Origin of the sequence: Streptomyces mirabilis (genome assembly GCF_018310535.1) — a bacterium.
Taxonomy (GTDB): domain Bacteria; phylum Actinomycetota; class Actinomycetes; order Streptomycetales; family Streptomycetaceae; genus Streptomyces.
This window is the reverse complement of record NZ_CP074102.1, coordinates 5,692,830-5,713,705: the sequence shown is the minus strand read 5'-3', so window position 1 is coordinate 5,713,705 and position 20,876 is coordinate 5,692,830. Positions and strand designations below refer to the sequence as shown.

Here is a 20,876-nt window from a genome sequence, read left to right as displayed (position 1 = left end):
TTTTGAGGGGACTGTGAACCTCTTCCGAGGGGACTACGGCCTCAGCGGTTGAGGAACTTCCAGGCGGTCGGCAGGACGCCCATCGCCAGCGCCGCCTTCAGGGCGTCGCCGATCAGGAACGGGGTGAACCCCGCCGCGAGGGTCGCGCCCAGCGACATGCCGGTGGCGGCGGCCAGGTACGGGAGGCCGACCGCGTAGATGATCGCCTCGCCCAGCAGCATCGTGCCCGCCGTGCGCAGGAACGAGCGGTCGGCGCCGCGGCGGGCGAGGGCGCCCACGGCGGCGGAGGCGAGCATCATGCCGAGGATGTAGCCGAGGGACGGGGCGGCGGTGCCGGAGCCGCCGTCGGCGAACCACGGCATGCCGGCCATGCCGACGAGGGCGTAGAGCGCGAGCGAGAGGAAGCCGCGGCCCGCGCCGAGGGCCGTGCCGACGAGGAGGGCGGCGAAGGTCTGGCCGGTCACCGGGACCGGGGAGCCGGGCACGGGCAGGGAGATCTGGGCGGCGAGACCGGTGAGGGCGGCTCCGCCCACTACGAGGGTGATGTCCCTGACGCGGGAGGCCGGGAGCAGGTCGGCGAGGACCTCGCCGGGGCGGATGCCTTGGCGGGGGGTGGCGGCAGCGGTGCTCATGGGGACTCCGGCGGGTGACGGGGGGTCGGGACACGGTGACGCTATCCCAGGGGGGCGGGTGGATCACCGTGTGCGATCGACAAAGCGGGGATCCCGGGCTTGGTGGAGCCCTTACAAAGGGGGCCGCATACACCTATCGGGGCGTGATGCTGGTCACTGAGGTGGGATGGTTTTGTCCACGGGGAGGTTCGCGCGCGGGCTGTAGGGTCCCACCAATTCGCCTGCCGGGCGTCTTTGTTCGGCTGCGGGCCGGTGGGGGCCGGTCGCGCAGTTCCCCGCGCCCCTGAAACCTCGGCCTGACCGACGGTCGAGAGATGGCTCCTCTGGCCGGAATCGGGGGTAAGACCTACCCTTCAGGGCATGGTTGCCCAGGCTGAGAACTTCGCGTCGCGTCGCTACGTCGACCTGCGACGCCAGGGCACCGCCACCTGTCGCCCCGGGTAGGGCGGGCGGAGCGCATCCGGCTCGCCGAGACGCGACCGTTTCGGACACGCTCCCTAGGAAGCGCCATGCCTCGTACCTCCCTGGCCCCCTCCCCACCCACGACGCCCCACCGCGCCACCGTCGGCGACCGCCGCCGCACCAGCGCCAGCGTCATCCTGCGCTCCGTCCTGGAACACGGCCCGGTCGCGCGCAGCACCGTCGCCCGGCTGACCGGCCTCTCCCCCGCCTCGGTGACCGACTACTGCGCCCGGTTCACCGCGCTCGGCCTGATCCGGGAGGCTCCGGCGCCCCGGCAGTCGAACGGCGTCGGACGTCCCCACGTCCCCATCCACCTGGACGACTCCCGGTTCGTGGTCGGCGGAGTCCACGTGGCCGTCCCGTACACCACCGTCGCCCTGCTCGATCTGCGCGGCCGGGTCGTCACGGAGCGACGGCTCGCCCACGACGACGGCACGGAGCCCGACCGCATACTCGCGAACGCCGCCGCCGGGCTGGCCACCCTGCTCCACGACCACCCCGGCCGCACCCCCCTCGGCATCGGTGTCGCGGCCGGCGGCTGGGTGGACCGCGACTCCGGGACGATCGTGGAGCACGCACTGCTCGGCTGGCGTGACGTCGACGTCCGGGACGCGCTCGGCACGCGGACCGGGCTGCCGGTCCATGTGGACGGGCACGCACGGGCGTTGGTCAACGGAGAGCGGCTGTTCGGGCGGGCGCGCGGCAGCCGCAGCGTGCTGCACCTGTTCGTCGGCAACGTGGTGGACGCCGCCTTCGCCACCCACGACGAGGTGCACCACGGTCCCCGCTCCCAGGCCGGGGCGATCGCCCATCTGCCGTTGCCCGGCGGCTCGGAGCGGTGCGACTGCGGCCGGACCGGCTGCCTTCAGGCCGAGTTGAGCGAGCGGACGCTGTGCCGGCGGGCGCGGGAGGCGGGGGTCATCACCATCGCCGACCCGATGCACGTGGTCGGCGCCGCGGCCGACGGCGACCCCGTCGCCGTACGTCTGCTGCTGGAGCGGGCGCGGACGGTCGGACGGGCGGCCCGGCTGCTGCTGGATGTGCTCAACCCGGACACGGTCGTCGTCGCGGAGGTCGGGACCGTGCATCGGGAGGACTGCCTCGGGGCGCTGCGCGCGGAGGTGGGGGCGGATCGGGCCGCTTCCGTCCTGCCGACCAGTTTTCCGGAATCCGTACTCGCCGTGGCGGGTGGATCCGTGGCACTCGACGTGGTGTACCGGGATCCACTGAGCCTGTCACCGGGGACGAATTAATTCAGAAACTCGGAATGTTGACAGCGGTCGTACGAGGACAGGAGCATCCTCCTCATGAGCAGCTCGCGGGTGCAGGTTCCGCTGACCAAGTGCCGCGTCGTCGACCTCATGCGGGTCGCACGCACGCGTTGTTGCTGACGCCGGGTCACTGCCGCGTCGACGCCTTGACCTGCCGGTGTGCCGGCCGGCTGGTGTGTCGGCCTGCTGATGTGGTGACCTGCTGACGCGTTGACGCGTCGACGCTCACCCGGTTTCTTCTGCCGCGCCTTCGGCGCGCGCCTCCCGCTTCCCCATGCGCGCGTATGTCGCTTCTTTCACCTCCCTCCCTTGTCGAATTCCGCCTGCCCGGAATTCCGCGCGCATTTCCGCCACTTGGATCCCCGGAGTCCTCCCATGCCACCACTGTCTCCTTCGTCGTCCCCTTTCGCGCCCGGTGTCGACCGGCGGCTGTTCCTGTCCTCCCTGCTCGGCGTGGCCGCCGCGGCCGGACTGAGCGGTTGCGCGGGGGCCAGTGCCGCCGACAGCGAGTCCAAGGGGTCCCTGTCCGCCCCGCTGTCCGCCAAGGTCCCCTCAGGTACGAGCCTCAAGATCGCCTCGTACCAGAACGTCCAGCAGCTCCAGTTCAAGCTCGCGGGCCTCACCGATCTGCCGTTCACCGTCTCCAGCTGGGTGAACATCGGCGCCGGGCCCGATGTCATCAACGCCTTCCGGGCCAAGTCCCTGGACGTCGCCAACAACGCGGGCATCCCGCCGATCCAGGCGCACTACCAGGGCTACGACGCCAAGATCGTCGCGATCGACGTCACCCGCAAGCCCAACTACCTCTTCGCGACCAAGCCAGGCAGCGACATCCACACCGTCGCGGACTTCAAGGGCAAGAAGCTGGCGTTCTCCCAGGGTCAGGCCCAAGGCGTCGTCCTGCTGCGGGCGTTGAAGGAGGCCGGGCTCGCGTACGACGAGGTGAAGCTGGTCCCGCTGACCAGCAACCAGTTCTTCACGGCCCTGCAGTCGGGTCAGGTCGACATCGCCCCGCTCGCCAACAGCCAGGCGCCGGCGTACCTCAAGCAGTACGAGTCGAAGGGCGCCCGCGCGATCACCACCGACGTGGTCGACCTGCTCAACCTGTTGTGGGCGCCCACCTCCGTGCTGGCCGACCCGGCGAAGGCGGCGGCCGTCGCCGCGTACATCCCGCGCTGGGCGCAGGGGCAGGTGTGGGCGTACGAGCACCCGGACGCCTGGAACGAGGAGTTCTACGTCACGACGCAGAACCTCACGCCCGCACAGGCCCGGTCCATCACCGAGCTCGCCAACAAGCCTTTGTTCCCGCCTAGTTGGGACGAGGCGGTGAAGTGGGAGCAGGAGACCGCCGATCTGCTGGCCGAGGGCGGCTTCGTGAAGGCGTTCAAGGTCGGCTCGCTCTTCGACCGGCGCTTCGAGGGCATCGCGGCGAAGGCCGTCCCGGCGGAGTACCGGAAGTGACGGCCATGACGACAACCACGACCTCGACCGCCGTGCCGGTGACCGCCGCCGAGGACCCGCCTGTCGTACGGCGCAGGGGGCGCCGCGGCCTCGCTCCCGGCAAGCGCCTGCCCGCCTCCCGGCTCATCGGCCCCGCCCTCTTCCTCGCCCTGTGGGCGGCCGCCTCCGCCGCCGGACAGCTGGACCCGGGCGCGATCCCGGCGCCCTGGACGGTCCTGAAGACCGCCGGTCGCCTGTGGACCGACGGCACGCTCCCCACCGACGTCCGCACCTCCCTGGAACGCGCGGGATACGGCTTCGCGCTGGGCCTGACCGCCGGTGTGGTCCTCGCGCTGGCGGCCGGGCTCAGCCGGATCGGCGAGGCGCTGATCGACGGGACCGTGCAGCTCAACCGGGCGATCCCGACCCTGGGCCTCATCCCGCTGTTCATCCTCTGGCTGGGCATCGGCGAGACCTTCAAGATCGCCATCATCGCGATCGTCGTCTACATCCCGATCTACCTCAACCTGCACGCCGCGCTGTCCGGCATCGACCACCGGTACGTCGAACTAGCCGAGGTCCAGGGCCTGTCGAGGCTCCAGTTCGTCCGCCAGATCGTCGTCCCCGGCGCACTGCCCGGCTTCTTCGTCGGACTGCGCCTCGGGGTGACCGGCTCCTGGCTGAGCCTGGTGGTCCTGGAGCAGATCAACGCCACCAGCGGCCTCGGCTACATGATGTTCCAGGCCCAGAACTACGGCCAGTCGGACGTCATCCTGGTCGGCCTGCTGATCTACGGCGTCTTCGGCCTGGTCTCCGACAGCGCGGTTCGTCTCGTCGAACGGAGGGTGCTGTCATGGCGCCGCACGCTCAGCAGCTGACCACCGCGCCCGCCGTCCAGCTCCGGGGTCTTACGCGGTCGTTCGACGGCCGTACGGTCCTCGACGACATCGACCTCGACCTGCCCGCCGGACAGTTCACGGCCCTGCTCGGGCACAGCGGCTCCGGCAAGAGCACGCTGCTGCGGGCCATCGCGGGCCTGGACCACGAGGTCGTCGGAAGCGGCCGGCTCACCGCCCCGGAGCGGGTGTCGGTCGTCTTCCAGGACTCCCGGCTGCTGCCCTGGCGGCGGGTCCTCGACAACGTGCTGCTCGGCACGAACGGCAAGGAAGCGGCCGAGAAGGGCCGCGAAGCCCTCGCCGAGGTGGGTCTGAAAGGCCGCGAACGCGCCTGGCCCAACGAGCTGTCCGGCGGCGAGGCCCAGCGCGCCGCCCTGGCCCGCTCTCTGGTCCGCGAGCCCGAACTCCTCCTCGCCGACGAACCGTTCGGCGCGCTGGACGCGCTCACCCGGATCCGGATGCACGTGCTGCTCAGGGAGCTGTGGGAGCGCCACCGCCCCTCGGTGCTCCTGGTGACCCACGACGTGGACGAGGCGATCGTCCTCGCCGACCGGGTGCTCGTGCTCGACCAGGGCCGGATCGGCCTCGACCTGACCATCGACCGCCCCCACCCGCGCTCCTACCGGGAGCCCGTACTGAGTGAGTACCGGGAGCGCCTTCTTGCCGCCCTCGGTGTGACGGAGGACCACGCATGACCCGCCGACTCCACCTCAACGCCTTCCTGATGAACACCGGCCATCACGAGGCGTCGTGGCGGCTGCCGGAGAGCGACCCGTACGCCCACGTCGAACTCGCCCACTACGTCGAGCTGGCCCGGATCGCCGAACGCGGCACCTTCGACTCCCTCTTCCTGGCCGACGGACCCCAGTTGTGGAGCAACCTCGCCCAACGGCCCGCCGGCGCCCTGGAACCGCTCACCCTGCTCACCGCACTGGCGACGGCCACCGAGCACATCGGCCTGATCGCCACGGCGTCCACGTCCTACAACTCTCCCTACAACCTTGCCCGCAAGTTCGCCTCCCTCGACATCATCAGCGGCGGTCGGGCGGGCTGGAACATCGTCACCACGGCGGGTGCGGAGGCCGCCCGCAACTTCGGCCTCGACGCCGAGCCCGCGCACGCCGAACGGTACGCGCGCGCCGCCGAGTTCCTGGACGTCTCACTCAAGCTCTGGGACAGCTGGGAGGACGACGCGATCGTCGCCGACAAGGCGGCCGGCGTGTGGGGCGACGACGCCAAGATCCACCCCCCGCGCCACCAGGGGACGTACTTCCGGGTCGAGGGCGCCCTCAACGTGCCCCGTTCGCCGCAGGGTTACCCGCTGCTCGTGCAGGCGGGGTCGAGCGAGGACGGCAAGACGTTCGCGGCGCGCTACGCGGAGGCGGTGTTCACCGCACAGCAGACCCTCGCCGACGCCCAGGCCTTCTACACGGACCTCAAGTCCCGTACGGCGGCGGCCGGTCGGGACCCCGAGCACATCAAGGTGCTGCCCGGCATCGTCCCGGTGCTCGGCTCGACGGAGGCCGAGGCGCGGGCGAACGAGCAGGTCCTGGAAGACCACATCGTGTACACGCACGGCGTGGACCGTCTGGAGCACCTGCTGCAACTGGAGCCCGGAACACTGGAGTTGGATGCCCAGCTTCCCTCGGACCTGCCTCCCGAGGACGTCATCGAGGGCGCCAAGAGCCGCTACACCCTCGTCGTCGAACTCGCCCGCCGCGAACGGCTCACCGTACGGCAGCTGATCGGGCGGCTCGGCGGCGGGCGCGGGCACCTCACCTTCGCCGGCACGCCGGAGCAGGTCGCCGACGCGATCGAGGAGTGGTTCACGCGCGGCGCCGCCGACGGCTTCAACATCATGCCCGCCGTACTCCCCTCCGGCCTCGGTCTGTTCGTCGACCACGTCGTCCCGATCCTGCGCGCCCGCGGCCTGCTCCGCACGGAGTACGGACCGCGCCGGACCCTCCGGGAGCGCTACGGCCTCCCCCGCCCCGCCAACCAGTACCTCCAGCCCGCTCTCGTCTGAAAGGACCCCGCATGTCCATCGAGATCAGCAAGGTCACCGCGAACATAGGCGCCCGGGTCTCCGGCGTAGACATCTCCAAGCCGCTCGACGAGGAACAGGTCACCGCGATCCGCGAGGCCCTCAACGTCCACAAGGCCCTGGCCTTCGACGACGTGCACCTCGACGACGAGGGCCAGCAGGCCTTCGCCCGCCACTTCGGCGACCTCACCACCGCCCACCCGACGGTGGCCGCCGTCGACGGTGCCCCGAACGTGCTCCCCGTCGACAGCGAGCGCGGGCGCGCCAACCACTGGCACACCGACGTGACCTTCGTCCTCAACCCGCCCCAGGCCAGCACCCTGCGCAGCATCACGATCCCGCCGTACGGCGGCGAGACCCTGATCTCCAGTTCGGCGGCCGCCTACCGGGACCTGCCCGCCCCGCTGCGCGCGCTCGCCGACACCCTGTGGGCCGAGCACACCAACGACTACGACTACGCGGTGCCGGACGAGCAGATCGACGAGGAACAGGCCGCCCAGCGCGCCCAGTTCACGTCCATCAAGTTCCGTACCGCCCATCCCGTCGTCCGGGTCCACCCGCTGACCGGCGAGCGTGGGCTGTTCATCGGCGGGTTCGCGCAGCGGATCGTCGGGCTGTCGGTGGGCGAGTCCCGCAAGCTGCTCGACCTGTTCCAGTCGTACGTCACCCGGCCGGAGAACATCCTGCGCTGGCGCTGGTCCCCGAACCAGCTGGTCCTGTTCGACAACCGGATCACCCAGCACTACGCGATCGACAACTACGACGGCCGGCCGCGCCGCCTGCACCGGGTGACCGTCGCCGGTGACGTGCCGGTCGGCATCGAGGGCAAGGAGAGCTACTCGATCGAGGGTGACGCCGCGCACTACACGTCCGTGGCCGAGTAAAGGAAATCTCACGCTCCGTGCCCCGGGTGTCCGCATAGTGGGCAGCCTCTCCCCCTGAGCGGAGAGGCTGCCCAGACTGTGGGCGTTTTTGCCCACTCGCACGTAAGGGACCACCCGCTCTCATGTCCCGCACCACCCTCGACACCCCACCCACCGCTCCCGACGCAAACGCCCCGCTGTCCCATGGCCTCAAGCAGCGCCATCTGTCGATGATCGCCCTCGGCGGTGTGATCGGCGCCGGTCTGTTCGTCGGGTCCGGCGCGGGGATCGCCGCCGCCGGACCGTCGATCGTGATCGCGTACGCGGTCTCCGGTCTGCTGGTCATGCTGGTGATGCGGATGCTCGGCGAGATGTCTGCCGCGTATCCGTCCTCGGGCTCGTTCTCGGCGCACGCCGAGCGGGCGATCGGACCGTGGGCGGGCTTCACCGCGGGGTGGTCCTTCTGGGTGCTGCTCTGCACGGCCGTGGGGCTCGAAGGGATCGGGGCGGCGAAGATCGTCACCGGCTGGCTGCCGGGTACGCCCGAGTGGGCCTGGGTCGCCCTGTTCATGGTGGTCTTCTGTGTCGCGAACCTCGCCGCCGTGAAGAACTTCGGCGAGTTCGAGTTCTGGTTCGCCGCGCTGAAGGTCGGCGCGATCAGCCTGTTCCTGGTGCTGGGCGTGCTGGCCGTCGCGGGCGTGCTCCCCGGCACGGACTCCCCCGGCACCTCGAACCTCACCGGCCAGGGCGGCTTCCTCCCGCACGGCAGCGAGGGGCTGGTCGTCGGTCTGCTCGCGTCGGTCTTCGCGTACGGCGGTCTGGAGACGGTCACCATCGCGGCGGCCGAGTCGGAGAATCCGGTCCAGGGCGTCGCGCGTGCCGTCCGTACGGCGATGTGGCGCATCGCGCTCTTCTACATCGGCTCCATGGCGGTCATCGTCACGCTGGTCCCCTGGGACTCGAAGGAGGTCGTCGAGAAGGGCCCGTACGTCGCCGCCCTCGACCACCTGGGCATCCCGGGCGCCGGCCAGCTGATGAACGTGGTCGTGTTCGTCGCGCTGCTCTCGGCGATGAACGCCAACATCTACGGCTCCTCGCGCATCGCCTACTCGCTGGTGGAGCGCGGCCAGGGCCCGAAGGCCCTCGGCAGGGTCTCGGCCGGGGTCCCGCGCGTCGCGGTGCTCGTCTCCTGCGTCTTCGGCTTCGTGTGCGTGCTGCTGAGCTACTGGCGGCCGGACGACGTCTTCCCCTGGCTGCTGAACATGATCGGCGCGGTGATCCTGGTCGTGTGGATCTTCATCGCGGTCTCGCAGCTGCTGCTGCGGCGCCGGGTGGAGCGCGAGGCACCGGAGAAGCTGGTCGTGCGGATGTGGCTGTTCCCGGCGCTGACCTGGGTGGCGCTGGCCGGCATGGCCACGATCTTCGTCCTGATGGCCAGGCAGCCGGACACCCGGGTGCAGCTGTACTCGACGGGCGGGATGACGCTGTTCCTGGCGGCGGTCGGATACGCCTGGCAGCGGGCACGCGCGGCCCGCTGACCGTTCCCGCTCCCCCGAAAGGCCCTCGTGCGACCCGCACGAGGGCCTTTTGTTGCTAGCGTGCACTTGCAAGCTATGTGCAATAAGGTCTTACGAGGCCGGAGGGGACTTCGCCATGCCCGTCTACACACTCCCTGAGCTGCCGTACGACTACGCCGCACTCGCACCCGTGATCAGCCCCGAGATCTCTACCTCCAGTACCGCAACCAGAAGGTCGACCTCATCGACGCGATGTGGCAGGTCGTCGACTGGCAGGACGTGGCCAGGCGTCACGAGGCGGCCAAGTCCCGCGCGAACGTCTTGCTGCCGACCCCCTGAGGCGGGTATGAAACGTCCTGCTCGTGATCGTCTTCTCACCTTTCACGTGGCAGGCGGAGAAACGGATGGCCCCCGCGAGGACGTGACTCGCGGGGGCCCTCCTGTGCGCACGGCTCGCGTCAGGCGCAGGGCACGTTGAGCGACAGCAGCGCGGCGGCACCGTCCGTCATACGGAGTTCGGAGATCGCGGCGTTGCGCAGCCGCGGGAGGACCCTGCGGTACTCGCCCAGGGGGATGGACAGCAGCGAGCACAGCACCAGCCGGAGCAGGGTGTTGTGGGCGACGACCAGGACGCGTTCGCCGTGGTGCGCGGCCGCGATCCGGCGCAGGACGTCCGCCCCGCGGGCCGCCGCGGTGCGCGGGTCCTCCGCCTCCGGGAAGGGGTACGACACCGGGTCGACCCGGAACGCCTTCGCCCGGGCCGGGTTCTCGGCCTCGAACTCGGCGAGGGTGCGGCCCTCCACCACCCCGAAGTCGCATTCGCGCAGGGCGGGTTCGCGGTGCGCGGTGAGACCGAGGGCGCGGCAGGCGGGCTCGGCCGTGGCGACGGCGCGCGAGAGGGTCGACGTCCAGACGGCGTCCACGGGATGCGCGGCGGCCCAGCGGCCGAGCGCCTCGGCCTGGACGTGCCCCTCGTCGGCGAGGGGCACGTCGCTCACTCCGGCGTAGCGGTTCTCGGCATGCCAGACGGTCCGGCCGTGCCGGGCGAGCAGCAGGGTCGTGCTCATTGAAGCTGCGGGACTCACGGCGCTGTGGGTCATGCTCGTCGTACTCATGACCCGCCAGTATTCCGGTCGGGGCGCGCTCGCGTGTGCGCTCCGGCGGAAGCCCGCCGTCCGGGTATGCCCGGCAGTGCCGGGAAGGCCCCGTGAGGAGCGAAAAGGAGCCTCACGGGGCCTTACGGTATGCGGGCTTCCGGGGCATCGTTGCGGGATGCCGAGGGAAATGACGTACCCCTGCTACACGTGTGGGTCCTACCAGCCGCACCGCCAGCCCCGGGACGACCGGGAGCGGGACATCATCCGCAAGCTGGCGAACCTCCAGAAGCCGAACGCGTATGTGGACGACTACTGGATCTGCGGCCGCACCGACTTCGACTGCCGCAACATCCGCACGGCATCGAGGGTCAAGCCGTTCGACCCGCCCCAGAAGATGCCCGAGCCGGAATGACTCCTGGCGGCCCTTACAGGTTGCTGAAGTCCGGGCCCTTCGTGCGGGTCCGCTTGATCTCGTAGAAACCGGGGGTCGAGGCGACCAGCAGCGTGCCGTCCCACAGCCTGGCCGCGGCCTCGCCCTTCGGGGTGGGCGTGACGACCGGGCCGAAGAAGGCGATCTGCTCGCCGTCGTCGCCGGGGAGCGCGATCACCGGGGTGCCGACCTCCTGGCCGACCTTCTCGATGCCCTCCTTGTGGGAGGCGCGCAGCTCGGCGTCGAACTCGAAGTCCTCCTGGTCGGCGTAGTCGAGCAGGGAGGCCGGGAGGCCGACGTCCTCGAGCGCGCCCGCGATCGCCTCGATGGTCGCGCCCTCGCCCTGGTTGTGGATGCGAGTGCCGAGCGCGGTGTAGAGCGGGCCGAGGACGTCCTCGCCGTGCTTCTGCCAGGCGGCGGTGACCACCCGGATCGGCTTCCAGGCCTTGGTGGCGAGCATGTCCCGGTACTCCTCGGGCAGCTGGTCCAGCTTGTCCTCGTTGAGGACCGCGAGGCTCATGATGTGCCAGCGGACCTCGATGTCCCGGACCTTCTCCACTTCCAGCACCCAGCGCGAGGTCATCCAGGCCCAGGGGCACAGCGGGTCGAACCAGAAGTCGACGGGGGTCTTGGTGGAGGCGGTCTCGGGCATGGTTCTCCTCGGAAAGCGGTGTTTCCCGCAGCAACACCGGAGGCCGCCGGCCTCATTCCCGGCTGTCCCGCGTCAGGGGCACATGGCAGGATCGCTCCTGTCCAGCCGTGTCCGCCGTCGGATGCCGGACATCCGTTCCGCAGGATCCATATCCATTCCGTGACGCCCCGAGGGAGTGCCGCCCGTGCCCGGTGACAATCTGACCCGCGACGAGGCCCAGGAGCGGGCAGCGCTGCTGTCCGTGGACGGGTACGAGGTCTCCCTCGACCTGCGCTCCGCCCTGGGCGACATCGAGGCCGAGCCGCGCACGTTCCGCTCGGTGACCACGATCCGCTTCCGCTGCGCGGAGCCCGGCACCGCGAGCTTCGCCGATCTGCTCGCACCGAGCGTCACCGCCGTGTCGCTCAACGGCAAGGACCTGGACCCCGGCGAGGTCTTCGACGGCTCCCGCATCCGGCTGGAGGACCTCCGGGCCGACAACGAGCTGGTCGTCGACGCGCAGTGCGCCTACTCCCGCACCGGCGAGGGCATGCACCGCTTCGTCGACCCCGAGGACGGCGAGGTCTACCTCTACACCCAGTACGAGCCCGCCGACTCCCGGCGCGTCTTCGCGAACTTCGAGCAGCCGGACCTCAAGGCCCCCTTCCGTTTCGAGGCGCGGGCCCCGGAGGGGTGGACGGTCTGGAGCAACGGCGTCGGTGAACTCGTCGACGGTGTGTGGAAGTTCGCCGAGACCAAGCCGATCTCCACGTACATCACCGCGTTCGCGGCGGGCCCGTACCACTACGTCACGGACAGCTACGCGCGCACCTTCGAGGACGGTACGACGCTGGAGATCCCGCTCGGCGCGATGTGCCGCAAGGGTCTGGCGCCCCACTTCGACTCCGACGACGTGTTCCTGGTGACCAAGCAGGGGCTCGACTTCTTCCACGACCACTTCGACTTCCCCTACCCGTTCGGGAAGTACGACCAGGCGTTCGTGCCCGAGTACAACCTCGGCGCGATGGAGAACCCGGGGCTCGTCACCTTCCGCGAGGAGTTCATCTTCCGTGGCAAGGTGACACAGGCGTCGTACGAGGGCCGGGCCAACGTCATCCTGCACGAGATGGCGCACATGTGGTTCGGCGACCTCGTCACCATGGAGTGGTGGGACGACCTGTGGCTCAAGGAGTCCTTCGCCGACTTCATGGGCGCGTTCGCGCTGGTCGGGGCGACCCGCTTCGAGAACGGCTGGATCACCTTCGCCAACCGCCGCAAGGCCTGGGCGTACCGTGCCGACCAGCTGCCCTCCACCCACCCCATCACGGCCGACATCCGCGACCTCCAGGACGCCAAGCTCAACTTCGACGGGATCACGTACGCGAAGGGGGCGAGCGTGCTCAAGCAGCTCGTCGCGTACGTCGGCCAGGACGCGTTCCTGGAGGGCGCGCGCCGCTACTTCAAGCGGAACGCGTACGGCAACACGCGCCTCGGCGATCTGCTGTCGGCGCTGGAGGAGACCAGCGGGCGCGATCTGGCCACCTGGTCGCGGGCGTGGCTCCAGACGGCCGGGGTGAACTCCCTCACCCCGCAGGTGATCCTGAGCGCCGAAGGCCGCATCACGGAGCTGGCCGTGCTCCAGGAGGCCCCCGAGTCGCATCCCGAACTGCGCCCGCACCGCGTCGCGGTGGGCCTGTACCGGCGTGAGGACGCCGACGGCTCCTTGGTGCGGTACGCGCGCGCCGAGGTCGACGTCGTCGGCCCCCGTACGGTGGTCGAGGAGCTGGTCGGCGCGGACGCCCCCGAGCTGGTCCTCGTCAACGACGACGACCTCACGTACTGCAAGATCCGTTTCGACGAGAACTCGCTGGCCACGCTGCGCGAGAGGCTCGGCGACATCACCGACCCGCTCGCCCGCGCGCTGTGCTGGTCGGCGCTGTGGAACCTCACCCGGGACGCGCTGATGCCGGCCCGGGACTTCGTGGGCCTGGTGCTGAGCTTCGCGGGCCGCGAGTCCGACATCGGCGTCCTGCAGATGCTGCACGCCTGGGCGCACTCGGCGCTCGTCCACTACGCGGCCCCCGACTGGCGTGCGGAGGGCGGCCGGCTCCTCGCCCAGGGCGCCCTGAAGGAGCTGCGGCTCGCCGAGCCCGGCAGCCAGCACCAGCTGACCTGGGCCCGTTTCTTCGCGACGGTCGCCTCCGACCAGGCCGATCTGCAACTGCTGCTGCACCTCCTCGAGGGCACCGCCAAGATCGACGGCCTGGACGTCGACCAGGAGCTGCGCTGGGCGTTCCTGGAACCGCTGGCCGCGCACGGCGTCGCCGACGAGTCCCTCGTCGCGGCCGAACTGGCCCGCGACGACACGGCCTCCGGCAAGCGCCACCAGGTCCGCTGCCTCGCCGCCCGCCCCTCGGCGGCGGTCAAGGCCCAGGCCTGGGCGCAGGTCGTCGAGTCGGACGCGCTGTCCAACGCGCTGGTCGAGGCGACCATCGCGGGCTTCGTGCAGCCCTCCCAGCGGGAACTGCTCGCCCCCTACGCCGCGAAGTACTTCGCGGCCATCGAACGCGTCTGGGCCGAGCGGTCCATCCAGATCGGCATGGACGTCGTCAAGGGCCTGTTCCCGTCCCTCCGGGACTCCCAGGAGACCCTGGACGCGACGGACGCCTGGCTCACCGCCCACGAGGACACGGCACCGGCCCTGCGCCGTCTGGTCCTGGAGGCGCGGGACGACCTGGCGCGCACCCTGCGGGGACAGGCGTGCGACACGGCGGCGGGGTCGTAGCGACGACGGCCGGGAAGTGACGGGGCCCCGGGTCGCCCATGCGGCCGCCCGGGGCCCCGTTACCGAACCCGCGCACCGGGCCCCGTAACCCCGATCCGGACCAGCGTCTTTCGGCAGTCGAACGCCCGTACTTTAGGGCGAGCTTGTCCAGATTTGTCGACAGGCGTGTAACAGCGGTTAGGGGACGGATCAGGCGCGGAAAACCCCCGGTCATGAACCACAACACCCCACTCCCCCCCCCACCCCCTCCGCCACCTGTCCCACACGCGGCGGCGGGTCCTGACCGCTGCCCAGCTGCGCGCCCACGGCGTCACGGCCGCCGACACGAACGAGCAGTGCCGGCCGGGCGGCCCCTGGCAGCAGATCCTCCCCGGCGTCTTCCTCCTCCACCCGGGGCCGCCCACCTCCGAGGAACGCCTGCACGCCGTCCTGCTGTTCGCGGGCCGCACCGCCGCAAGCGAGCCGGCGCCGGGCATCCCCGTCCAGCCGGGCGCCGAGCAACCGCACGCCCCGCGACCGTACGCGGACGCGCTGATCACGGGCCTGGCGGCGCTGACCCTGCACGGATTCACCTCGTCGCCCCCGCTGACCTCCCTCGACAAGATCGACGTCCTGGTCCCCCGGCTGCGCCGGCTGCGCTCGCACGGCTGCGCCCACATCGTCCGTACGCCTTCGCTGCCCGCCCCCTCGTACCTCACGGGTGTCCCGGTCGCCCCCGTACCGCGCGCCCTCGCCGACGCGGTGGCAAAGCTGTCGGACGCGGGCGCGGTGCGGCGGCTGCTGGCGGAGGCGGTGCGCGCCGGGCACTGCGAACAGGCCTCGGTGGTACGTGAGTTGACGCAGGCCCGGCTGCTGAGCCGGCCGCACGTGGTGGACGCGGTGGACTCACTGCTGGCGGAGGGCCGGGCGATCGCGGAGGACCGCCTCTACCGGATGGTGCGGGAGTACGGCCTGCCCGACCCGGTCTGGAACGTCGACCTGCGCCTGCCGGGCGGGCCCCACCTGGGCGGCCTCGACGCGTACTGGCCCGAGCAGGCGGTGGCCATGGAGCTGGACACCCGGACGCCCCGGCAGGGACACCGGCAAAGTCAGGACCAGGACGACGGCGCCCTCTGGTCGGAGTACGCCCGCAAGCGCGAGCACCTGGAGCGGCTGGGCATCACGGTCGTCCACGTCACCCCGCGGAAGCTGCGCGAGGCGATGGAGCAGCAGGCGGCGGTGGTCCGCACCGCGCTGATGGCGGCGAACGACCGGGAACCGGCGGCGTATGTCGTGGTCCTGCCCCGGTAGTGACGGACCGGAGCGGTACCAGGAGGGGAGAGGAGGGGCCGCCGGAGATCCGGCGGCCCCTCCTCGTGCGGGTACGGCGACCTCGCGGACACCGTCAAGCCCGGAGCCGTGACCCCGGTCGCGGCCTATCTGATGGCCTGTCTGGGCGCCGCCCTGGGGCTGCGCTGTACGACACGGTCGCTGCGTCGCTCGCACCGGAGCCGAAGAGCCGGCTGGCTGATGCTGGGCGCGGTGTCCATCGGCTGCGGCATCTGGACCATGCACTTCATCGGCATGATCGGCTTCAGCGTCGAGGACGCGCCCGTGAGCTACGACCCCGTACTGACCCTGCTCAGCCTGGGTGTCGCGATCGGCGTGGTCGCCGTCGGGGTCTTCCTCGTCGGCTATCGGGACGCCGCGCCGCTGAACCTCGGTGTGGCGGGTGTCGTCACCGGCCTGGGCGTGGCGGCCATGCACTACATCGGCATGGCCGCCATCCGTACGCACGGAACCCTCCGGTACGACGTGCCGACCGTGACGCTGTCCGTGCTGATCGCCGTCGTCGCCGCCACCGCGGCCCTGTGGGCGGCGGTCTCCATCCACTCGCTCTGGTCGAGCCTGGGCGCGAGCCTCGTCATGGGCGTGGCCGTGACCGGTATGCACTACACCGGTATGGCCGCCGTCTCGGTGCACGTCAGCCAGCAGGCCACGGCCTCCCAGTCGTCCGCCGATCTGATGTCGTTCCTGCTCGCCATGCTCGCCGGGCCCCTCACCGTCCTCCTGATCGCCGCCGTGATCGTCATGTTCGATCCCGACCTGGTGCTGGGGGACGGCGAGTGGAGCCCGCGGTGACCTGCGTCAAGAAGGCCGTTCAGGGGCCTACTTGCCGCAGAACTCCCCCTCGATCACCGCGTCGCTGTCCCCCGACCAGTCCCCGTTGAAGTTGAAGGCCAGGGAGTGGCGGCCGTCCGCCGTCGTCACGGCGGAGGACGTCGAGCCGTGGATGCCGCCGTCGTGGCCCCACACATGGACCCCGCAGCCGAGCTTGCGGTCGATCAGACCCAGGCCGTAGCGGGCGCCCGGGATCTCGTCGGCCTTCACCGTGGTCTTCATCTCCTTCAGCTGCTTCGGCGGAAGGAGCCGGCCGCCCAGCAGGGCCGCGTAGAAGCGGTTCAGGTCGGCGGAGTCGGAGATCATCTCCCCGGCCGAGGAGGCCAGGGAGGGGTTGAGCCGCGTGACGTCGTACGTCGGGCCTGTCGTCGTCCGGGCCAGTTTCGAGTACGCGTGGCTGCTGGGCCGTGGGAGTGCCGTCCGCGTGCCGGGGACGGACGTGGCGCGCAGGCCGAGCGGTTCGATGACGCGGCGGCGGATCTCCGTGGCGTAGGAGTGGCCGGTGACCTTCTCGATCACCATGCCCGCCAGCACGTAGTTGGTGTTGGAGTAACTCCAGGACGTGCCCGGCGCGAAGAGCGGTTTGTGGGTCATCGCGATCGCCACGAGCTGCTCGGGCGTCTTCGTGTCGTAGCGGTGTTCGAGGAAGCCGTCCTTCAGGAAGTACGTGCGGGCGAAGTCCTCGTCCGCCGTGTAGTTGAAGATGCCGCTGGTGTGGTTGAGGAGCCGGCGGACGGTGATCCGGCGTCCGTCGTGGCCGTGACCCCGGACCACGCCCGGGAGCCACTTCTCCACCTTGTCGTCCAGCGACAGCCGCCGCTCCGCCTCCAGCTGCAACAGCACCGTCGACACGAACGTCTTCGTGATGCTGCCCACGCGGTAGTGGTCGGCCGTACCGCGGGGCGTGCGCGTCCGCACATCGCCCACGCCCGCCGCGGCCGACCACGTGCCGCCGGTGTCCCGCGCCGTCGCCGTCACGCCCGGCACTCCGTCCTTCACCGCGGCGTCCATGGCGGCGCGGGTCGCACCGTGGTGACGGGCCCCGGCGGGAGCCGCCACCGCGGGCCCCGCCAGAGCGGCCGCAAGCGCCACCGCCGTCGCCGCCACCAGTCCCGTACGCACTGACATGCCGTTCCCCCTTCACCGGTGAACCTGGTCGGGGGGAGGGACTCGGCGGGCCGATGTGAAGGTTGCCCGCCTGTACGCCAGTTGAGTGGATTTCGGCCGTTCTTCGGGCTTCCTCAGGCCTTCTTCAGTACGAGCTCCGTGTTGCGGTCCCGCGAGGCGCCGGCCAGCTCGGTGCTGCGGCCCGGAGAGTTGAAGGCGAGCTCGCGGTAGAGGGCGGCGAGCCCGGTCTGGCTGAGGTCGGAGAAGTCCGTACGGTGCGGGGCCGCGGACTCGATGAGGGTGGTGAAGAGGGAGAGCGTGCCGTCCTTGTTGTCGACGACCTCGATGATGCGGGCGAGGTGCGGGAAGTCGACGTGTGAGGCGGTGTTGATCTCCCAGAAGGAGCCGTGGTTCGGCGCGGAGTGCGCGATGATCTCGTTCTTGTGCGTGTGGCCGTTCACCCAGGCCAGCACGTTGCGGTGCTTGGCGAGCGTGGCGACCACGTCCTCGCCCCCGTGGCGCTTGTCGCTCGGGTGCGCGGGGTCGGTGCGGCGGTTGGTCATCGACTTGCTGGTGTGGTGGCTGAAGACGATGGCGTACGAGTCCTTGTTGTCGCTCAGCGTCTTGTCCAGCCAGCGCAGCTGGGTCGTCCCGATGGAGCCCATGTAGTGGCCGCCCGGGTCGGTGGTGTCGATGCTGATCCCGATGATGTCGTCGGAGATGCGGAAGGCGTAGTACTGGGTGCCCGCGGCGAGGTTGGCCTGTGAGTAGCCGTGGCCGATCGGGCCGGGGCCGGTGTGCGCGGGGTCGAGGTGCGCCTTGAGGTACTCGGCGGGCGTGAAGGGGGCGCGCGACTCGTCCGGGGTGACCGAGCGCAGCTGCCGCGCGTGCGCCTTGAGGAGGTCCCTGAGCTGGGTGCCCTTGGGGTCCTTGTCGTTCTTGATGGCGGCGCGCAGGGCGACGCTCGCCGAGGCGGGCAGCGTCATCAGCTTCTTGCCGCCGACGGCGAACTCGGCGAGGAAGGAGTCGCCGTGCCGGTAGCAGCCCAGGGGCAGCGCGTCGTGGTTGCCGACCGTGGAGTACCAGGGCAGGCCGAGGCCGGGGCTGCGCAGCTCACGGATGGCGGCCGCGAGGAAGCCGTGCAGGTGCGGGAAGCCGCGCTGCTTGTCGGCGTCGCGCAGGGCCGCGTCCGGCTGCCAGTACAGCTTGAGGCCGCTGTTCTGAACGCCCTCGTAGTGGCGCGGGTCGCCGCTGTTGGGACTGATCCGGCCACCGCTCATGACCTTCAGGAACCAGTCCAGCTCCGTCTTGGAGTTGTTGTCCGTGTTGTCCCCGGTGGTCATGACGAAGTGCAGCGGGGAGCCGGTGACGGGGGCGCCCCGCAGCGCGTTGACCCGCTCGACGAGCGAGACGGCGCCGGCCACGGTCAGCGACTCGTGCGGACGCCAGGCGTTCGCGGCGCCGGTACGCAGGTACTCGAGCCGCAGCGGGTGCTGGACGTCGATCAGGTGCAGGTCGGTGAACTGCACGAACGCGGCGAGCGCGGTGCGCCGGTCGGCCCGGCCCGACTTGGCCGCGGCCAGGTCGCCGCGTACGACCCGCTTCCAGGCGGGGCCGTCACCGAGCCGCCGGTAGCCGCCCGAGCCGGAGTGCGGCGCGGCCACGCTCTCCAGGGTGGTGCCGCGCTCGTAGGGAGCGAGGGGGGCGGCGGGTGCCTGCCGTGACACGGCGACGGCCGACTCGCCGGTGCCGGTGGTGGCGGCGTGCGCCTCGGAGTCGGGCCGCAGGGCGTAGCCGATGCCCGCGGAGAGGGTCACCGCCCCGGTGGCGGCGAGCAGGGTACGGCGGTTCATGGCGGCGGAAGTGGCGACAGAGCGTATGCGCGACATGGCGCGGTCTCCCCGAGTGCGAACGCGTCGGCAGTGGTCGCGGGGGGTTCGTTGCGCTAACTCCCCGCTCACACTGGATCGTTGACACCGTGGGTGACCTGGACGTTAACGAGGCGGCAACTGCCGACGCCGATCACCGTACGTGGATCTTGGAGCACCCTGCGCGCCCACGACCCCTCTTCGAACGGCCGGGATGCGGTCACTCCGTGTTCATTTTCCGGGGTAGGGGACCAGTTCCCCGCCACTGCTCCCCTGCGGCTACTCCCCCGCCTCTTCGCCGACGCGGCCGAGGGGCGGTCGTTCCCGCCACAGCCGCAGTCCCACGTCGACCAGCGCGACCCGGTCGAGGGCGGGTACCTCGTCGAGCGGGTGCCAGGCCGCCATGTCGGTGGAGCCGTTCGTCTCGTGGCGCAGTTCGCCGCCGGTGACGCGGGCCTCGTAGACGATGCGCAGGGCGTGGAAGTCGTTGGGCGAGCCGAGCCGGCGCGGGTGCGAACGCAGTACGGAGTCGACGCCGAGCAGCGCGAGGGGCTCGACGGCGTAGCCCGTCTCCTCCTCGGCCTCGCGGATGACGGTGTCGTAGGGGTCCTCGCCGTGGTCCATGCCGCCGCCGGGCAGCGTCCACCGCCTGCTTCCGTCACCCGCGACCCAGCGGGCCAGCAGCATCCGCCCGTCCCGCACGCATACGGCGTAGGCCGCCACCCTCAACTGCTTCGGCATGCCCAGACGTTACGGCACGGTGGCACGGCAAGTCGCCTACGGCAGAGACGGGTTGGCCGGTGAGTACTCCGGCGGCGACCAGCGGATCGGGCTGGCGGCAGGCGTCTGCACGACCTCGGTGACGGTGAAGCCGACCGTGCGCTCCCCGTCGGCCGCGTACTCCGTGCGTGCCGTTCCCGTCAGTTGCAGCACCGTCCCCGACATCCAGTCCAGGAAGAGCAGCCCCGCCCTCGGGTCCGTCTCCAGGTTGCCGAGGGTCAGGAACATGGAGTTGCCGGGGTAGTCGCGCCAGTGCAGTTGGTTCGGTGAAGTGACGTGGACGAACCCGGGGTTGCCGCCCCGGTGGCTGGCGTCGGCGCCGTGCGCGTGGACGGTGGCCAGGAAGAAGGTGTCGGCGGACTCGACGAACCGCCGCTGCCCGGGGGTGAGTCCGGCGGACCGGCGGGGCGTGCCGGGCGGACGCTCGACCTTCTCGTACGACTCCCTCTTCTGCAGGTACTTCGGGCAGTTGGAGAAGACCTGGTCGGCCTCGACGGCGAAGCCGCGGGGGGTCGGGCGGACCCGTCCGTTGAGTCGCATACGGCGGCGGGTGCGCGGGTCGAGCGCGATCGTGCCGACGGAGGTGCCCGGAGTGACGAGCGCCTGCGCCAGTGGGTCGCCCTCGCGCGGGCCGCCGCCCGTGACCGAGATCTGCCGGACACCCGTGGCCCGCACGAACCCGGGCTCGCCGGTGAGCAGCGAGGCCCACACCGCTCCGCCCGCCGGATCGGCCGCGCCCAGCACCAGCATCGGCTGGAGCTCGAGGAAGGCGGCGGCCACGGGACGGATGCCCTGTCCGACGGACCGCCCCACATGGTCGGCGGCCTCGCGCACTCCCACCCGGTCCTGTACGGCCCGTGAGCCTGAGTGGTACGTCATGACGCGCCCCGCTC

17 protein-coding genes and 3 pseudogenes are annotated in these 20,876 nt (G+C 70.9%); 13 read left to right on the top strand and 7 right to left on the bottom strand.

Translation table 11 applies throughout. The features are described from left to right. Window positions 1–41 precede the first annotated feature (41 nt). Window positions 42–632 (bottom strand): biotin transporter BioY, encoded by a 591-nt coding sequence (locus SMIR_RS25205; RefSeq protein ID WP_168491534.1) that lies wholly within the window; start codon window positions 630–632, stop codon window positions 42–44. Window positions 633–1,141: 509 nt separating this feature from the next. Between SMIR_RS25205 and SMIR_RS25200 the strand changes: the two genes are divergently transcribed. From SMIR_RS25200 to SMIR_RS25165, 9 genes and pseudogenes are all read left to right on the top strand, one after another. Further along, window positions 1,142–2,347 (top strand): ROK family transcriptional regulator, encoded by a 1,206-nt coding sequence (locus SMIR_RS25200; RefSeq protein ID WP_168491536.1) that lies wholly within the window; start codon window positions 1,142–1,144, stop codon window positions 2,345–2,347. 393 nt (window positions 2,348–2,740) lie between these two features. Then, the gene (locus SMIR_RS25195) at window positions 2,741–3,826 is read left to right on the top strand and encodes an ABC transporter substrate-binding protein (RefSeq protein ID WP_212727411.1); all 1,086 of its coding nucleotides are present in this window, start codon (window positions 2,741–2,743) and stop codon (window positions 3,824–3,826) included. A 5-nt stretch (window positions 3,827–3,831) separates the two neighbouring features. Further along, complete coding sequence (locus SMIR_RS25190) at window positions 3,832–4,683, top strand: ABC transporter permease (RefSeq protein ID WP_248002921.1); 852 nt, start codon at window positions 3,832–3,834, stop codon at window positions 4,681–4,683. Further along, window positions 4,659–5,396 (top strand): ABC transporter ATP-binding protein, encoded by a 738-nt coding sequence (locus SMIR_RS25185; RefSeq protein WP_168491541.1) that lies wholly within the window; start codon window positions 4,659–4,661, stop codon window positions 5,394–5,396. Before SMIR_RS25190 ends, SMIR_RS25185 begins: the two co-directional genes overlap by 25 nt. Continuing rightward, window positions 5,393–6,727, top strand: a complete 1,335-nt coding sequence (locus SMIR_RS25180; protein ID WP_168491544.1) for an LLM class flavin-dependent oxidoreductase — start codon at window positions 5,393–5,395, stop codon at window positions 6,725–6,727. Before SMIR_RS25185 ends, SMIR_RS25180 begins: the two co-directional genes overlap by 4 nt. An 11-nt stretch (window positions 6,728–6,738) precedes the next feature. After that, window positions 6,739–7,629: a TauD/TfdA dioxygenase family protein gene (locus SMIR_RS25175; RefSeq protein WP_168491548.1), complete on the top strand. Its 891-nt coding sequence runs from the start codon at window positions 6,739–6,741 to the stop codon at window positions 7,627–7,629. A gap of 122 nt (window positions 7,630–7,751) precedes the next feature. Further along, on the top strand, window positions 7,752–9,146 hold the full coding sequence (locus SMIR_RS25170; RefSeq protein ID WP_168491550.1) for an amino acid permease: 1,395 nt from the start codon (window positions 7,752–7,754) through the stop codon (window positions 9,144–9,146). Window positions 9,147–9,261: 115 nt separating this feature from the next. Next, window positions 9,262–9,333, top strand: a pseudogene (locus SMIR_RS44965) (superoxide dismutase); the annotation flags it as partial. A gap of 2 nt (window positions 9,334–9,335) precedes the next feature. Next, window positions 9,336–9,464 (top strand): annotated as a pseudogene (locus SMIR_RS25165) (Fe-Mn family superoxide dismutase); the annotation flags it as partial. A 119-nt stretch (window positions 9,465–9,583) separates the two neighbouring features. Here the strand turns inward: SMIR_RS25165 and SMIR_RS25160 are convergent. Next, window positions 9,584–10,192 carry a histidine phosphatase family protein gene (locus tag SMIR_RS25160; protein ID WP_168491552.1) on the bottom strand — a complete coding sequence of 203 codons (609 nt, stop codon included), beginning with the start codon at window positions 10,190–10,192 and terminating at the stop codon, window positions 9,584–9,586. Window positions 10,193–10,397: 205 nt separating this feature from the next. Between SMIR_RS25160 and SMIR_RS25155 the strand changes: the two genes are divergently transcribed. Then, window positions 10,398–10,634 carry a hypothetical protein gene (locus SMIR_RS25155; protein WP_168491554.1) on the top strand — a complete coding sequence of 79 codons (237 nt, stop codon included), beginning with the start codon at window positions 10,398–10,400 and terminating at the stop codon, window positions 10,632–10,634. A 13-nt stretch (window positions 10,635–10,647) separates the two neighbouring features. On the opposite strand, the gene SMIR_RS25150 is transcribed toward SMIR_RS25155, so the two are convergent. Next, window positions 10,648–11,304, bottom strand: coding sequence for a mycothiol-dependent nitroreductase Rv2466c family protein (locus SMIR_RS25150; RefSeq protein WP_168491556.1), 657 nt, complete (start codon window positions 11,302–11,304; stop codon window positions 10,648–10,650). A gap of 184 nt (window positions 11,305–11,488) precedes the next feature. Between SMIR_RS25150 and pepN the strand changes: the two genes are divergently transcribed. The 3 genes and pseudogenes from pepN (at window position 11,489) to SMIR_RS25135 (ending at window position 16,189) form a co-directional block, all read left to right on the top strand. Next, on the top strand, window positions 11,489–14,068 hold the full coding sequence (gene pepN / locus SMIR_RS25145; protein ID WP_168491558.1) for an aminopeptidase N: 2,580 nt from the start codon (window positions 11,489–11,491) through the stop codon (window positions 14,066–14,068). Between the two features lie 212 nt (window positions 14,069–14,280). Next, a pseudogene (locus SMIR_RS44370) lies at window positions 14,281–15,358 on the top strand (hypothetical protein). A gap of 132 nt (window positions 15,359–15,490) precedes the next feature. After that, window positions 15,491–16,189: an MHYT domain-containing protein gene (locus SMIR_RS25135; protein ID WP_168501030.1), complete on the top strand. Its 699-nt coding sequence runs from the start codon at window positions 15,491–15,493 to the stop codon at window positions 16,187–16,189. 27 nt (window positions 16,190–16,216) lie between these two features. Here SMIR_RS25135 and SMIR_RS25130 read toward each other — a convergent pair whose 3' ends face one another. From SMIR_RS25130 to SMIR_RS25115, 4 genes are all read right to left on the bottom strand, one after another. Further along, window positions 16,217–17,356, bottom strand: a complete 1,140-nt coding sequence (locus SMIR_RS25130) for a serine hydrolase domain-containing protein (RefSeq protein WP_211118710.1) — start codon at window positions 17,354–17,356, stop codon at window positions 16,217–16,219. A 113-nt stretch (window positions 17,357–17,469) separates the two neighbouring features. Further along, the gene (locus SMIR_RS25125; RefSeq protein ID WP_168491560.1) at window positions 17,470–19,224 is read right to left on the bottom strand and encodes a TIGR03767 family metallophosphoesterase; all 1,755 of its coding nucleotides are present in this window, start codon (window positions 19,222–19,224) and stop codon (window positions 17,470–17,472) included. A 258-nt stretch (window positions 19,225–19,482) separates the two neighbouring features. Then, window positions 19,483–19,944, bottom strand: a complete 462-nt coding sequence (locus SMIR_RS25120; protein WP_168491562.1) for an NUDIX hydrolase — start codon at window positions 19,942–19,944, stop codon at window positions 19,483–19,485. Window positions 19,945–19,980: 36 nt separating this feature from the next. Then, the gene (locus SMIR_RS25115) at window positions 19,981–20,862 is read right to left on the bottom strand and encodes a pyridoxamine 5'-phosphate oxidase family protein (RefSeq protein ID WP_211118711.1); all 882 of its coding nucleotides are present in this window, start codon (window positions 20,860–20,862) and stop codon (window positions 19,981–19,983) included. Window positions 20,863–20,876 lie beyond the last annotated feature (14 nt).